This window comes from Leptolyngbya sp. Heron Island J (genome assembly GCF_000482245.1).
In the GTDB taxonomy this organism is placed as follows: domain Bacteria; phylum Cyanobacteriota; class Cyanobacteriia; order Phormidesmidales; family Phormidesmidaceae; genus Leptothoe.
Window position 1 is genome coordinate 1 of sequence record NZ_AWNH01000107.1, and the last position, 13,350, is coordinate 13,350.

At 47.8% G+C, this 13,350-nt stretch carries 16 protein-coding genes; 6 read left to right on the forward strand and 10 right to left on the reverse strand.

Translation table 11 applies throughout. The annotated features are described in order from the left end of the window. Positions 1-589: 589 nt before the first annotated feature. The 3 genes from ltrA (at position 590) to mnmG (ending at position 4,826) form a co-directional block, all read left to right on the forward strand. Complete coding sequence (ltrA, locus tag N836_RS68165) at positions 590-2,317, forward strand: group II intron reverse transcriptase/maturase (RefSeq protein ID WP_031291219.1); 1,728 nt, start codon at positions 590-592, stop codon at positions 2,315-2,317. 50 nt (positions 2,318-2,367) lie between these two features. Continuing rightward, positions 2,368-2,538, forward strand: a complete 171-nt coding sequence (locus N836_RS76785) for a hypothetical protein (RefSeq protein ID WP_161635048.1) — start codon at positions 2,368-2,370, stop codon at positions 2,536-2,538. Positions 2,539-2,915: 377 nt separating this feature from the next. Continuing rightward, entirely contained in the window at positions 2,916-4,826 is a 1,911-nt protein-coding gene (mnmG, locus tag N836_RS68170) for a tRNA uridine-5-carboxymethylaminomethyl(34) synthesis enzyme MnmG (protein WP_023076217.1), read from the forward strand. A 182-nt stretch (positions 4,827-5,008) separates the two neighbouring features. Here the strand turns inward: mnmG and N836_RS68175 are convergent, their stop codons facing one another. After that, a complete protein-coding gene (locus N836_RS68175) occupies positions 5,009-5,419 on the reverse strand; it encodes a hypothetical protein (RefSeq protein ID WP_023076218.1) in 411 nt (136 codons plus the stop codon). A 68-nt stretch (positions 5,420-5,487) separates the two neighbouring features. Continuing rightward, positions 5,488-5,814: a YkvA family protein gene (locus N836_RS68180; protein WP_023076219.1), complete on the reverse strand. Its 327-nt coding sequence runs from the start codon at positions 5,812-5,814 to the stop codon at positions 5,488-5,490. On the opposite strand from N836_RS68180, the gene N836_RS77990 reads away from it, so the two are divergent. Further along, positions 5,813-5,947, forward strand: a complete 135-nt coding sequence (locus N836_RS77990; protein ID WP_268744347.1) for a hypothetical protein — start codon at positions 5,813-5,815, stop codon at positions 5,945-5,947. The two genes, N836_RS68180 and N836_RS77990, sit on opposite strands and share 2 nt — an antisense overlap. A gap of 227 nt (positions 5,948-6,174) precedes the next feature. Continuing rightward, positions 6,175-7,368 (forward strand): MerR family transcriptional regulator, encoded by a 1,194-nt coding sequence (locus N836_RS68185; RefSeq protein WP_023076220.1) that lies wholly within the window; start codon positions 6,175-6,177, stop codon positions 7,366-7,368. 29 nt (positions 7,369-7,397) lie between these two features. Here the strand turns inward: N836_RS68185 and N836_RS68190 are convergent, their stop codons facing one another. The 4 genes from N836_RS68190 to N836_RS68205 form a co-directional block, all read right to left on the reverse strand. Continuing rightward, positions 7,398-8,249 (reverse strand): glycine-rich domain-containing protein, encoded by an 852-nt coding sequence (locus tag N836_RS68190; protein ID WP_023076221.1) that lies wholly within the window; start codon positions 8,247-8,249, stop codon positions 7,398-7,400. Positions 8,250-8,418: 169 nt separating this feature from the next. After that, on the reverse strand, positions 8,419-9,114 hold the full coding sequence (locus tag N836_RS68195) for an aspartate/glutamate racemase family protein (RefSeq protein ID WP_023076222.1): 696 nt from the start codon (positions 9,112-9,114) through the stop codon (positions 8,419-8,421). 46 nt (positions 9,115-9,160) lie between these two features. Next, the gene (locus tag N836_RS68200) at positions 9,161-9,511 is read right to left on the reverse strand and encodes a hypothetical protein (RefSeq protein WP_023076223.1); all 351 of its coding nucleotides are present in this window, start codon (positions 9,509-9,511) and stop codon (positions 9,161-9,163) included. A 65-nt stretch (positions 9,512-9,576) separates the two neighbouring features. Next, complete coding sequence (locus tag N836_RS68205; RefSeq protein WP_023076224.1) at positions 9,577-10,086, reverse strand: DUF1993 domain-containing protein; 510 nt, start codon at positions 10,084-10,086, stop codon at positions 9,577-9,579. 257 nt (positions 10,087-10,343) lie between these two features. Here N836_RS68205 and N836_RS77265 point away from each other — a divergent pair, with 257 nt between their 5' ends. Beyond that, entirely contained in the window at positions 10,344-10,559 is a 216-nt protein-coding gene (locus N836_RS77265; protein WP_023076225.1) for a type II toxin-antitoxin system RelE/ParE family toxin, read from the forward strand. A gap of 157 nt (positions 10,560-10,716) precedes the next feature. On the opposite strand, the gene N836_RS78280 is transcribed toward N836_RS77265, so the two are convergent. From N836_RS78280 to N836_RS77755, 4 genes are all read right to left on the reverse strand, one after another. After that, entirely contained in the window at positions 10,717-10,851 is a 135-nt protein-coding gene (locus N836_RS78280) for a sunset domain-containing protein (RefSeq protein ID WP_442785781.1), read from the reverse strand. 184 nt (positions 10,852-11,035) lie between these two features. Next, a complete protein-coding gene (locus tag N836_RS78285; protein WP_023076227.1) occupies positions 11,036-11,257 on the reverse strand; it encodes a cold-shock protein in 222 nt (73 codons plus the stop codon). Between the two features lie 119 nt (positions 11,258-11,376). Then, complete coding sequence (locus N836_RS73915; protein WP_152532286.1) at positions 11,377-11,841, reverse strand: hypothetical protein; 465 nt, start codon at positions 11,839-11,841, stop codon at positions 11,377-11,379. 205 nt (positions 11,842-12,046) lie between these two features. Next, positions 12,047-13,192: a transposase gene (locus tag N836_RS77755; protein ID WP_152532018.1), complete on the reverse strand. Its 1,146-nt coding sequence runs from the start codon at positions 13,190-13,192 to the stop codon at positions 12,047-12,049. Between the last annotated feature and the right edge of the window lie 158 nt (positions 13,193-13,350).

Genomic DNA, 13,350 nt, shown 5'->3' on the forward strand with positions numbered 1-13,350 from the left:
GGTGCGACGTGAAAGTTGCACTTATTGAGTGAGAGGTCGTCCTCTCTGGGGATGTTCTTCTCCCCATCGTCACGTAACGGAGTCACTGACTCTGCCTACGTTGTTAGTAAGTAATGAACGCAATGGAATGCAAGGCACGAAAGCAAGACCACTGATAGCCTCCAACCGGTGGGAATGCAAGACGAAGACTGTTAAGGGTTAACGCCAGTGAATCATCATACGTTTCGTTACAGTAGCCGAGTGAAAGAGGCTGAAACACTCTGACCAAAAGGTAAGTGGGTGAGCTATCAAAGTCGATCAGTTGATAGTGAAGAATTCGCACTCCCACCGGAATATAGATGGAACCCGAAACAGTTGACTCTCATAGGTGCGGAACACGGTAAACCCGATGGGTTCTTTGAGGGGATTGACCTATCAAAGTAAGCAAACCGTAAGGAATGCCGAGAGACCCAGCGGGTAAAGGAATCTGGAGAAAGCGAACGCTGTGGGTAATGCCGCAGATAGAGGTTCAAACGTTACCTTGACCTGAAAGGGTGCTGACTTCCAGGGGGTCTCAACTGATAAACCAACGTAAGGGAACCTAATCTTTGTGAAAGATAGAGTCGGCAACGACATCGGAGCAAAGCCACCGTTAACGGACTGGTCTTCCTTAGATTGGAAGAGCATTAACAAACGTGTGCGGAACCTGAGACAGCGAATTTATCAGGCGACCGAGAAACACCAGTGGAATCGGGTGAGAAGCTTGATGAAACTGATGCTGCGCAGCTACACAAATCTGTTGTGGTCAGTGCGACGAGTAAGTGAACTCAACGCCGGACGAACCACCGCAGGCATTGATGGTCAAACGGTTTTAACGCCGGACCACCGGGTAAAACTGGTCCATCAGATGCACGTGTACAGCCTAGGGCAGGTACGCCCGGCCAAACGGATCTATATCCCCAAAGCCAACGGCAAACAACGCCCGTTAGGCATTCCCTGTATTCGAGACCGTGTCGCGCAAGCGATGGTTAAGAATGCATTGGAACCGTCTTGGGAAGCACGCTTCGAGGCTAACAGCTACGGGTTTCGCCCCGGTCGCAGTTGCCAAGATGCGATAGACCAGACGTGGATTCGTCTGAACAAAGGTCACGACAGTTGGGTGTTAGATGCCGATATTCAAGGCGCATTCGACAACATCAGCCATGACTTTATTCTGCAAGCGATTGGGCAATGCCCAGGTCGAGAGCTGATAAAACAATGGTTGAAAGCAGGATACATGGAAGCGGACGTGTTTCATTCCACCCCAGCGGGAACGCCGCAAGGTGGCGTGATATCGCCACTCTTGGCCAACATTGCACTCGATGGCATGGATGCCCTGCTCAAGCAGTTCCATGATATCAAGCCCTATAGGGTGCCTGCCTCGGGCAAACGAGGGAAACGCAAGGTTAGTCGCTATGGCTTCATTCGCTACGCGGATGATTTTCTGGTGACGGCCCGCAGCAAAGAGGCCATTGACGCGGTGATTCCGATTCTCCAGGATTGGCTGGCGGTGCGCGGACTGCGATGGCATCCTCAGAAGACTCGCATTATCCATAAGGATGAAGGTTTCGACTTCTTAGGATTTCACATTCAATCGCGACGGGGAAAGTGCCTGATTACACCTCAAGCAGACAAGGTGAACGCCAAACTGCATGAGGTCAGAGCTTGGCTCAAGGCCCATCTGCACACCCCGCCAGAATTCGTGATTCGATTTCTCAATCCTCGGTTACAAGGATGGGGACACTACTACCGACATGTCGTTAGCAAGCGAGTCTTCAATGCGATGGATGACCAGATTTGGAGAGCGATTTGGCGATGGTGTCTTAGACGGCATCCCAATAAATCCAAAACATGGGTGGCCAAGCGCTACTTCCAAACCCTAGGCCATCGGCACTGGGCATTCGCCGCGACGATTCAAACTTTGGCCGGTCATCAGAAGACGATTTCACTCTTTCGATTGGACTCGTTGACCATTCACCGGCATATCAAAGTTAAAGGCTCCGCTTCCCCGGACAACCCCAACCTTCGCGACTATTGGCTGCAGCGGCAATTGCAGCATGGCAAGCGGTATTGGGCCAAAGGCTCCAAATATTATCAGCTGGCACAGCGGCAACAGTGGCGCTGCCCCCAGTGTGGTGAGGCGTTGGTCGCTCCAAGGGGAGGTATCCATGCTCATCATCTTCATCCAGTTAAACTGGGAGGACGGGATACGAATGCGAATCTTGAACTTTTACATGCTCACTGTCACAGGCAAGTGCATGGACAGGCAGCCGCTGCCTCTCGATTGCAGGAGGCTTGAGCCGGATGAGAGGAAACTATCATGTCCGGTTCTGAGGGGGGAGAGGGGCTGTGAGGCTCTTCTCTCCTACCCAACAACATCCTGAGCTGCGCCAGGTGACTGTCTGCTGCTGGGACAATGGCCTATACGAAGACACCGTGTTCACAGCAAATGAACCGCTAAAGTCCGCTATCGTTCCAGAATTGAACCTCAGCCCCGGTCAGATTTTTGGCAACAGTTAATTCTTCTAGTGCCCGATGGCAGAAAATTGGCAGCTATTTCATCCACTCATCCACTCATCCACCTTGGATAGTGGGCAAACTTACGCCACAGAGTACTAGGTTCTACCTTTCGCCGTACAGGTATTCCATGGAACCCTTCTGCAGACAACATTTTGGATCGTATAAAATCCTGATCCCTGACAACTAAACAGAGGCCTTGAGACAATAAAACTCAAGACCTCAGGGCGTAGAAGCACCTGATTCCAAACCCCACATCAATCTATACCAGAGGTGGGATTTAAAAATTGTCAATTGATTAACTCTACTCACATCAATGTCAAAATCTAACCGCCGCTGAGCTGAGGGTTTAGAATGTATAACGCTGGATAGGTAGGCATATGAGTAACTCGGTTGAGTTTCTAGATGAATTTGATGTCATCATCATCGGTGCGGGACATTCAGGCTGTGAGGCAGCCCTGGCTGCAGCTCGGCTCGGTGCGCGGACGCTGTTATTGACACTAAACCTAGATAGAATTGCCTGGCAACCTTGTAATCCAGCAGTGGGCGGTCCAGCCAAGTCGCAGCTGACCCATGAGGTGGATGCCCTCGGCGGCGAGATTGGCAAAATGGCCGACCGCACCTATCTCCAAAAGCGGGTGCTAAATAATTCTCGGGGTCCAGCGGTGTGGGCACTGCGAGCCCAGACCGACAAACGCGAATATGCCGCCATTATGAAAACCATCGTGGAAAACCAGGAGAATCTGGTACTGCGCGAGGGGATGGCAACAGATTTAATTTTGGGCAATAACGACGAAGTCATCGGTGTACAAACCTACTTTGGCGTTGCCTTTCGCTGTAAGTCAGTGATTCTCACCACCGGCACGTTTTTGGGCGGTGTGATCTGGGTTGGCAACAAGTCAATGGCAGCGGGTCGCGCGGGTGAATTTGCCGCTGTGGGTCTCACGGAAACTCTGAATAAATTAGGTTTTGAAACCGGACGGTTGAAGACTGGCACCCCTGCTCGCGTAGATCGCCGCACGATTAATTTTGATGTGTTGGAGAAGCAGCCCAGCGATCCAGACGTACGCTGGTTTAGTTTTGACCCAGACGTGTGGGTCGAGCGTGAGCCCATGGACTGCCATCTGACACGGACCACGGCAGCAACCCATCGCATTATCCAAGAGAATCTCCACATGTCGCCCATTTATGGAGGCTGGGTAGATTCCAAGGGACCGCGCTACTGCCCAAGTATCGAAGACAAGATTGTTCGTTTTGCTGATAAAGAGAGTCACCAAATCTTTCTAGAACCCGAGGGTCGGACAATTCCTGAGATTTATGTACAGGGGTTTTCCACCGGACTGCCGGAAAGTATTCAGCTAACGATGCTGCGCAGTTTGCCGGGGTTGGAAAATTGCAGTATGCTGCGTCCCGCCTATGCGGTGGAGTACGACTATTTGCCAGCGACTCAGTGTTTCCCTACGCTGATGACCAAAAAGATTGAGGGGCTATTCTGCGCCGGACAGATTAACGGCACGACCGGCTATGAAGAAGCTGCGGCTCAGGGCTTTGTGGCCGGGGTAAACTCAGTACGCTATGGCCGTGGCCAGGAGATGATTATCTTTCCCCGTGAGGGTAGCTACATTGGCACCCTGATTGACGATCTATGTACGAAGGATTTGCGCGAGCCCTACCGGATGCTAACGTCTCGGTCGGAGTATCGGCTAGTTCTGCGTTCCGATAATGCGGACCAGCGGCTGACGCCCTTAGGTCGGGAAATTGGCCTGATTGATGACCGGCGCTGGCAACTCTACACCCGCAAGCAGGCCAATATTGCGACGGAAAAAGAACGGCTGCACAGCACTCGGGTCAAGGCCCATGAGCCGGTGGGTCAGCAGATTGTGGCGGATACGGGGCAGAAAATCAAGGATGCGATCGCACTTGCCGATCTGCTCCGTCGCCCCAAATTCCATTACACCCATCTGGAACAATACGGTTTGAGTAATCCAGAACTAACCCGAGCCGAAAAAGAAGGCGCTGAAATCGACATCAAATACTCCGGCTACATCCAGCGACAGCAAAACCAGATCGACCAGGTGGCCAAACAACAAAACCGCAAACTCCCCCAGAATCTCGACTATATGACCATTGACACTCTCTCAATGGAAGCCCGAGAAAAACTAACGGCGGTGAGACCTTTGACCGTTGGCCAGGCAACTCGCATTGGCGGCGTCAACCCAGCAGACATCAACGCGCTGCTGGTGCATCTGGAGATTAAGGAACGTCAAAAAGAAGTACTAGCCAAAACATAAACGCTCCCCGTAGGGGTGTTGCATGCAACGCCCCTACGGGGGTATCGCCAATATCCCCATATTCAGAAACGTAGAATTTCATTATCCATATTTCCCATAAAAAAAGCGCTAGCCCTAAGGGAGGCTAACGCCAAGTTTACGTACCTAACAAAACTCCAGGAAAGGCATAACATCCCGTCAAATTAAGCCGCGCTAGAATCAACAGTGACTACAGACTGATCCTCAGTTTCCGGCTCGATGAGAGTAACCGCCTCAGTCTGCTCGACCCGGCTAAATAGGGTAGCCTTAATCGCATTCACAATCGCCTGCAGCTTGAGCTTAAACCGCTCAATAATGTCTTGCTCATCAGTGGCTGTCTCTTGAGCAGCCTGTTTAGCATTCACATAGGCTTCTTGACCTCTTTCCTTAACAACTTGAGCAGCATGATCGGCTAGATCTTTAGCAAGGGGGCGAACGGTGGTAGCACCTTCTTTGACTTCAGTCACCGCTTCAGAAAAAGCAGCCTTAAGGATATCGGCAATCTTTTGAGTACGACGACCACCTTCTGATTTGATGGACTGAAAGTTTTCGTTGATTACTTGAGTATTAGTCATAATTCTGTGCCTTAGTTGAATACGTGAACAGTGAAAAAACAGTGTGACAAACTTGCAACAGCTCTGGATTAGCTAACGGCTACCGCCTCTACATCAACCACCTGCTCAGTTGTGGTGGCGGCATCGGTAACATCAGCCTCTTGACGATTCTTTTTCTTTGAGGCATTCACCTGCTCAAACAAGAGTTGAGACACTTCCGTAACTAACAGCGTGGCGATAATGCCATCATCCAGCCAGCCAATAATCGGCACAACATCCGGTAAAATATCCAAAGGGCTAGCCAGGTAGAGAAGACTACCAAAAACAACCAGCCAACGATATTTAGAGTTGCGGATAGCGTTGCGATACCAGTTATGTAAACCTTCGATGATGGATTGCTGTGCAGATGTCTTCATGGGTGGCGTCTCTCTCGTTCGACAAATTCATAATCGCAAACTCAAAGAAACAATGCAGGTGGTGAATGCCCCCATAGGATGGGGTAAAATCACACCGCCACTACCGTATACGGTTTCCCTCCACTATGGCTAAAAACACTGTTCCTGAAGCGTTTCAAACATTTGCAAAGATTACCTTTTTGTCTGGTTTTATACTGCTTATGCCAGTAGCAAAAGTGTCTCCATTATTGAGAACTACGATCATCCCGAGGCTTGGCCATGGCAAAAAATCATTAGAATGCCCTTGCACCTAACGTAGCGTCAGGTTCTAGGATAAACGCATCAACCGCATTTTAGTGGATTATAGGAGTCGGGATCATCGTGACCGATCTTGTGAAGATTGGCGATTTAGCCAAAAGAACAGGTCTTTCAATTCGGACGCTGCACTACTATGACCAGATTGGGCTGCTGTCGCCGTCCCATCGGAATAGTGCTGGACATCGATTTTATGATAGCCAGGATATTATTCAGCTTCAGCAAATTCTATCGTTGCGACAGCTGGGGTTTTCCCTGGATGAGATCCGTGATTGTTTACAAAGTCCTGAATTCTCTTTACCCCAGGTGATTGAGCTGCATCGTGCTCGTGTTCGAGAGCAAATCGCTTTGTCGCGGACCTTGCTTAAACGGCTAAATGCGATCGCACAGGAACTCGAAACCACCCACGCGGTTGCGGTTGAAAACCTAATCGAAGCAATGGAGACAATTTCTATGTCTGGACAATACTTTACAACTGAACAACAAGCCGTCCTTGAGACACGTTTTAGTGAACATGAAACCGAGTGGCAGGCCTTGCTCTCTCAAATCCGCACCGAGATGGATAAGGGCACCGATTTTAATAGCCCTGACGTCCGCATCTTAGCAAGGCGCTGGTTAGCAGGAATGAAATCTTTTATTCAAGGCGATCACAGTATTTATGCATCGCTGACACGGATGGTGCAACAAGAAGAACCCACAGCAGTCAGCTGGGGTCGAATGGATGCAGCCACCTTTGAGTATATGCTAAAGGCCGTTTCGATGCTGACCCTAGGCGAAACAACAGAATCACTCATCCCCAGAGATAAAATCTTTAGCCCCGCAACTCAGCATGTCCTCCAGCTAGGAGAAGACGCCATGCTTCAAATCTATTTTGATTTTATCGGTACAGAAGCCATACTGCTGGGACTGCTTGCAGACGACACCAATCTAGCCACCCAGGTTTTGAACACAGCAGGGATCACCTTTACAGCCGTTCAGCCCCTGGTAACAAAATGGTTAGGGGTACGTCCTCAGCCACCGGCAGGATGGCATCCTTCACCCCTACCGTTTACTGGCAGAACAAAACGCGTGATTGAGCTAGCGTTAGATGAAGCCAAAGGAATAGGTCACCACACTCACATTGAGCCAGAACATCTGCTGCTTGGCATCCTTGACGAACATAAAGAAAGTGGAGGATTAGCCACCTATATTCTCCAAGAAGAACTAAGCCTCGATCTATCACAGCTTGAACAACAGCTAAGAGCAACAATGTCACAGTAATAGCGGCCTTGCAGACAATTCAGAGTCCACTAGCTGCCGCCACAGCCACCACCGCCGCACCCTGAGGAGCCACAGCCGCCGCCACCGCCACTGTGGTGACCACTATCCCAACCACCGCAGGCAATTAGCCCAATACCGCTACACCCCCCACCAATACGAGGCCGTGAAGGATTGTTGATAAACTCTACAATACCTGAAACCATTCGTATTGCCCCAAATCCAGAGGCCACCAAGATAGCCGCGAGGCCAACAACTGCCGGTGGATTAAAATGACCTTCAACACTATTTAAGTAGTAACCACTGAGTATCAAAGAGAACAGAATTGCAAAACTCGCTATTGCTCCTTTTTGCAGCAATAATTTTGGTAATATCCAATTTTGTTGGGTATTAATGCGAACAAATTGCAAATCACGGTCAAAGCGTTCTTCTGGCGCAGGCCAAATGTCTACAGGCGGCTGTTGTTCAAAAAATTGTTCATAGCTTTCTAATGTTTTACGATACCAATCATAAAATTTCTCATTTTCATCATCACCCCCCCGCGTCGGGTCATGATGCAGCGGTGTTTGCAAAACTTTTGAGCAAAAGTCTCCCCAGTATGAGCGGGTGTAGGTTAAGTGCAGGTGCCAAACCTGATCCACCTGGTCTGACGGAGTGACCGGATGACCAGCAGCTATCGCTAAAAAAACAAACTTTTTGTATTCATCAACAGCCCGCCCAGCGTATTGCATAGACCAACCATTATCGCGTGCTAGCCGTTTGCTAAAGGACAGCTGCACATCTTCTTGGTCTAGTGAAAACGATTGCAGGCGCTCATATAATTCCAGCTGTTCAGCAGTCATCGATTGGGCACTTTCGCCAGCCAATTCTTCAGTGTCTACCATCTTTAATTTAGCCTGGAGTAACTACACTTTGAATCGAATGCTAGCTGCAGTGAAGCATCAGCATACTTGCATAGTCTAGCAAATTGAAATGAGAGTTACTCTCAACACATCCGTGGGATAGATCGGCCTTAATCAAGAGCATTGAAACAATCGCTGTCTAACGGGATTGTTAGACAGCGATTGCTCTATTCACCGCTGCTTCTGCATGAATTCTCGTTGTTGGAAACACTTCAACCGCAGCATCTCCAGTCTGAATTAGTAACTCAATCTCCGTACAGCCTAAAATAATACCTTCTGCCCCTGATTTAACTAAGCGATTAATGATCTCAATATACTGATGCCTTGATTCCGGGTTGATGATACCAAGACACAACTCTTTGTAAATGACTTGATGCACAAACTCTCGTTCATTTTCATTAGGGACGAGCACCTCTAACCCATGCTTATTGACCAGTCGCCCTCGATAGAAATCCTGCTCCATCGTAAACCGAGTGCCTAACAGACCAATTTTTTGCATCCCGCAGGAGTGAATCTTCTCAGCTGTGGCATCGGCAATATGAAGAAACGGAACTTGAATATTGGCTTCAATCTCATCCGCGAGTTTGTGCATTGTATTGGTGCAAAGCACGACAAAATCTGCGCCTGCACGTTCAAGACCTTGTGCTGCTGACACCATTAAGTCTGCGGCTTCTTGCCACTGACCTTGATGTTGAAAGGCTTCAATTTCTGCAAAGTCAACAGAATACATAACGCTCTTAGCAGAGTGTAATCCGCCCAGTTTGCTTTTAGTTATTTCGTTGATGATGCGGTAGTACTCAATTGAAGATTCCCAACTCATGCCGCCAATCAACCCAATTGTTTTCATTGTAGGTACCCAAATAGTTATGGACAGAAGAGAACCTTAAACCGCTCTATTTCTTCTTGGGAAGCCCTTGTAAAAAGAGATTAGGGAGCATAATACTGATTAGGCTTGAAGTTGTACCACAGAATACGGCTAGTAAGGCAATTCGTGCGTATGAAATGTCACTAAACAGGTAGATAGGCACACCAATTACTTTAACCAGCAACCATATCACCGCAGCAAAAACCACCATCAAAGCTAATCCTCTACTGAGGTATATCCCTATACTTCTAGATACTGTTGGGAGGGAATCAATACCTTCACGAAAGATTCCTACCACGACAGCCGATATAAAAAAGCAAGTCCAAAATGAGAACCCAGCAAAGGCAGCTAGATAGATTAATTCATTTAGAGAATGCATAGGGCTTGAATTCCAATTTTTGTCAGATTTAATTGTTAAACGGCTTTAGCGCATCCAGGGCACCTCTATTTATTTCTGATTAATGGTACTAAGTGCATCATGTAATCTCGTTTTCCAATTGGCACGCCAGCCATACGAAGAATGTCGTAAGTCGTGACCATATGGAAGTAAAAGTTTGGCATTAGAAATTCATTCACATAGTCACTACCAGACAGTTCGATATAAGTCTTGCCGAAGTCAATGCGAGTCATTTCAGCTAGCTTTGTGTCTTCGGCGTTAATGCCTAAAAGAAGTTCCTTGGTATTTGCTATGTGCTCATATGCCTGTGCGAGAGATGTGACCTCTGGATCTAGATTATCCGCAGGTTTATCATCACACCAGAGAGCAAAGTTGCGGGGTTGATTGCAGGTAAAAGCAATCTGTGTACCGAAAGGCAACATATCGGCTATGATGCGCTTTTGCAGAAATGCTTCGTCATCACCAAAATGAGTCTGAGCTGTTTTCAAGAGATGCTCAAGAGTCGCTAATCGGCTTTGGAAGCGGGCTTGAATTGAATTTATGTTCTGGCTTTGCATTGTGTATTCCCTCAAGACTTACTTCTATGCAACCTATTAACTTGGCAATTTTGGTAGTCATTAGTCTTATCCTAGCAATCTGGTCAACCGCATCGACTACATAGTGTTGAAGCTCGGTAGATACTATTTTGAACCTACCCTTGATGGGCACTAAGTAGATAGCCGAAAGTAGACGTCCCTAACACCGCTGGTTTCGACTTCGCTCAACCAGCTAATTTAGAGAAGGTGAGGGCTGAGCGGAGTCGAAGCCTGGATTGATGGATAGTTTTCCCCACTCACGATCTATACCTGGTATAGGTAACCACTGTCATGAACTACGCATTACAGATGTTGACAAAAACAGGCGAATTATTTACCGCATTGATGACGATGCCGTCTTAATTGTTGAAGTTTTTGCAAAAACGACCAGAACAACACCGAAAAATGTGATTGAGACTTGTCAAAAACGTTTGACAAAGTACGATCAAGATTAGCTCTAGCCAACCACGGGTTGCCAAAGCTGAAAATGGTGATGCTTCGGTCTCGATTGACTTACTACTGCGGGCAATATTGGCAACGGGTGCAACCCCTCAAGATATTGGAGAGATTATTGCTAGCGTCGGGTAGTCTATTACTCTGATGCTGCTACGGTTACCTTGGTGCTTTGCGCCAGCCATTTGCGATGGCTTCTGACTCCGTACAAAGCCATCTCTCTCCCTTCGTTAGATCGATAACAGTTGATTCGTAATCTTCCATACCTGGAAGATGATAAATCTTGTTGCCCATATTAATTGAGATATTGCCTTTAATAGTGCATTCTGGCTTTATGATAGATGTTATTAGCGAGGGAGAACGACTAGGAGTGAACTGGATTGTCAAAAGTGTAATAGCACCCAGAACGACAATGCCGATAACAGATTTAAGTAAGCTTTTTTTCTTTTGTTTACCCCTTATTGACAAAGGTCGAGGTTCAACTCCTTGAATTGAGGTCTGACAGCACGTAGCTTGCCGTTAGATGCAGCAACTCGCTCATATAAATCGTATCTCCAACCTTTGGACGGCGACCACCTGTTCCCTTCAGCGCACTGCTATGTAAGAGAACGTCTCTGCCACCGTCATTCGGTTTGATAAAGCCAAAGCCTCTATCATCTTTCCAGGCTTTTAGTTGCCTCTTGTGTAAATTAGGTTTCATGCAACAGCCCTATGCTAATGACTATTCCGCAGTTTCCCCAAATTCTAACTACCCCAGCAATAATTTCAAGGCAGTATAAATAATGAAAGCTATCCTTTGATTTGAGGTGTCATGCTGGATTATTCATTGATTAGACGTTCTGAAAGAGACTTGCGATAAAGAGAGAGTTGCTCTTTTCTTGACAAATAGGATCTTGCAGGATCTTTAGCTACCCATTTGACAAACTCTTCTTCTCCTTCTTCAGCTATTCGCTTAGCAAATTCCTCTTCATCTTCAGCTACTCGCTTGGCTAACTCTTCTGCATTTTTGGCTAACTCTTCTGCTTCACGAAACCGACAATAAACTTCCCAGAGTCCCTCCAAATCCGATATCAAAAGTTCAACGTAGCCACAATTTCCACAAACATTTGCATGTAAAGGAACTCTTATATTAGGAGGCGCGGCAAATATTCCTATGCTTTTTAGATGTTCGTTTAGCTCAATTGATAAATTGCCAACAGCAGTTGAAGACATACGATCTGAAACGCTTAAGCCTTCCATAATTTTTTCTGAACCGCACTTCGCACATTGCATTTGATTCTCCATAATTGATTATTCGATGTGCCCGACAGTGAAATTATGCGGCTACGCTATACCTTCCAAGTTTAGCCAATAGCTTTCGTTCAAGCTATTCCGACCTAGCTTATAGGGGCCAGTATTTTAGCAGGGACCAGCACAATCACAACTCATACCTATTCCGGTCACCGTAGGAAGGTACGCATTGGTAAATGGCTGATTGACTGACAAAAGTTTAGTCAGGATTGAACAGAGTAGTAAAGACCTGAAATTCAAACTGAAAGGAGCGTTTTTCATGCTGCCAGCGAGAGGCCATCGCCGGGTCAGGGTCGATGTTAGACGAGAATAAAACACGATTCACTAGCTGCCAGCCATCGAGTAAGGCCGCATGAATCCAATCGAGACCAATACGAAAATAACTATTGCCGCGAAACCAATGAGTATCAACCCATCTCCGCTTGCCTGACTCAACGACAGCAACGCCCTGCGCGGTCACGTAAAGTGTCGCGAGCGCTAAGATGAAACATAAACGTGAGAGGTCACAAACCGAACGAATCTCGGACTTTTGCAAATTCCAACCGCTGGACTGCTCATCCTTGAAAAGTTCCTCGATATCGAAGCGAAAGCCATACTCCTGCAATGTTTTGAGCGTAGTGGGTTCATCACTGACAACGACCCAGAGTTCGCCATTGAGAGGATTGCGACCGACGATGACATGGACTGGACCATACCACTGTCGCTTGTGCAGTTTAACCGTGTGGAAACAGCGCACGTCACCAGCTGCCAGATGCACTGAGGTCGCTTGTATCCAGCCTCCGGTAGAGCGCCATAACCACGTGTTGCTCTTGAGTCGAATGCGATAGTGCCAACCCAATTGGCCCAAGGCTTCCATTGCATCAGTGTGAATACATCCTCGGTCCGCCAGCAGAACAACCTTCACGGCCTTCGGCAGGTATCGAGCCGCATGCATTAACATCTCGTGATACTCGCTGAAGGCAACGGTTGCACTCGAATGCCTGAGCACACGCCAAGACAACGGGAGGGCGCGTCCTCGGTGAACCACGGCTAACCGAATCAGACAGTACTCATCCCAAAACTGGGTGGTGTCTAAGCTCACATACAGACACTCGTCTTCCCAATTCGCCAACGCAGCTTGAATGATTGGCTTGTACAACCGATGTACATTGATGCGTGGATTCCCGAGCCAGCGACGTATACGACGTTGGCGACTTTGCGCGTACTGCCCTCGGCAGGGAATATACTTGGCCCACTTCGTTAGGTTCACTTCACCGGTATGAATCAGCGCAACGACCATCCATAGACATGTCGTTAAATGAGTGAGATGTACCCAGTTTTCGCCTTGACCTAGCCAGGCTTTCAAGGCATCGTAGAGACGGGAGTTTTTTTCACAGCGTTTCTATAATTTGAGTGGTATCTAATTCTAGAGTGCTGGACTCCCACTTCCTTTTCAATTTTCTACAATCCAGAACTGACGGTCACTTCAACACTAGAGACAGTATCTTTTGTCAGTCAATCAGG

Bases quoted from the DNA above. Each gene is read 5' to 3' on its own strand.
- mnmG (WP_023076217.1), top strand. From the start codon at position 2,916: ATGAGTAACTCGGTTGAGTTTCTAGATGAATTTGATGTCATCATCATC.
- N836_RS68175 (WP_023076218.1), bottom strand. From the start codon at position 5,419: ATGACTAATACTCAAGTAATCAACGAAAACTTTCAGTCCATCAAATCA.
- N836_RS77990 (WP_268744347.1), top strand. From the start codon at position 5,813: ATGGGTGGCGTCTCTCTCGTTCGACAAATTCATAATCGCAAACTCAAA.
- N836_RS68180 (WP_023076219.1), bottom strand. From the start codon at position 5,814: ATGAAGACATCTGCACAGCAATCCATCATCGAAGGTTTACATAACTGG.
- N836_RS68190 (WP_023076221.1), bottom strand. From the start codon at position 8,249: ATGGTAGACACTGAAGAATTGGCTGGCGAAAGTGCCCAATCGATGACT.
- N836_RS68195 (WP_023076222.1), bottom strand. From the start codon at position 9,114: ATGAAAACAATTGGGTTGATTGGCGGCATGAGTTGGGAATCTTCAATT.
- N836_RS68200 (WP_023076223.1), bottom strand. From the start codon at position 9,511: ATGCATTCTCTAAATGAATTAATCTATCTAGCTGCCTTTGCTGGGTTC.
- N836_RS68205 (WP_023076224.1), bottom strand. From the start codon at position 10,086: ATGCAAAGCCAGAACATAAATTCAATTCAAGCCCGCTTCCAAAGCCGA.
- N836_RS77265 (WP_023076225.1), top strand. From the start codon at position 10,344: ATGGATAGTTTTCCCCACTCACGATCTATACCTGGTATAGGTAACCAC.
- N836_RS78280 (WP_442785781.1), bottom strand. From the start codon at position 10,851: ATGGGCAACAAGATTTATCATCTTCCAGGTATGGAAGATTACGAATCA.
- N836_RS78285 (WP_023076227.1), bottom strand. From the start codon at position 11,257: ATGAAACCTAATTTACACAAGAGGCAACTAAAAGCCTGGAAAGATGAT.
- N836_RS73915 (WP_152532286.1), bottom strand. From the start codon at position 11,841: ATGGAGAATCAAATGCAATGTGCGAAGTGCGGTTCAGAAAAAATTATG.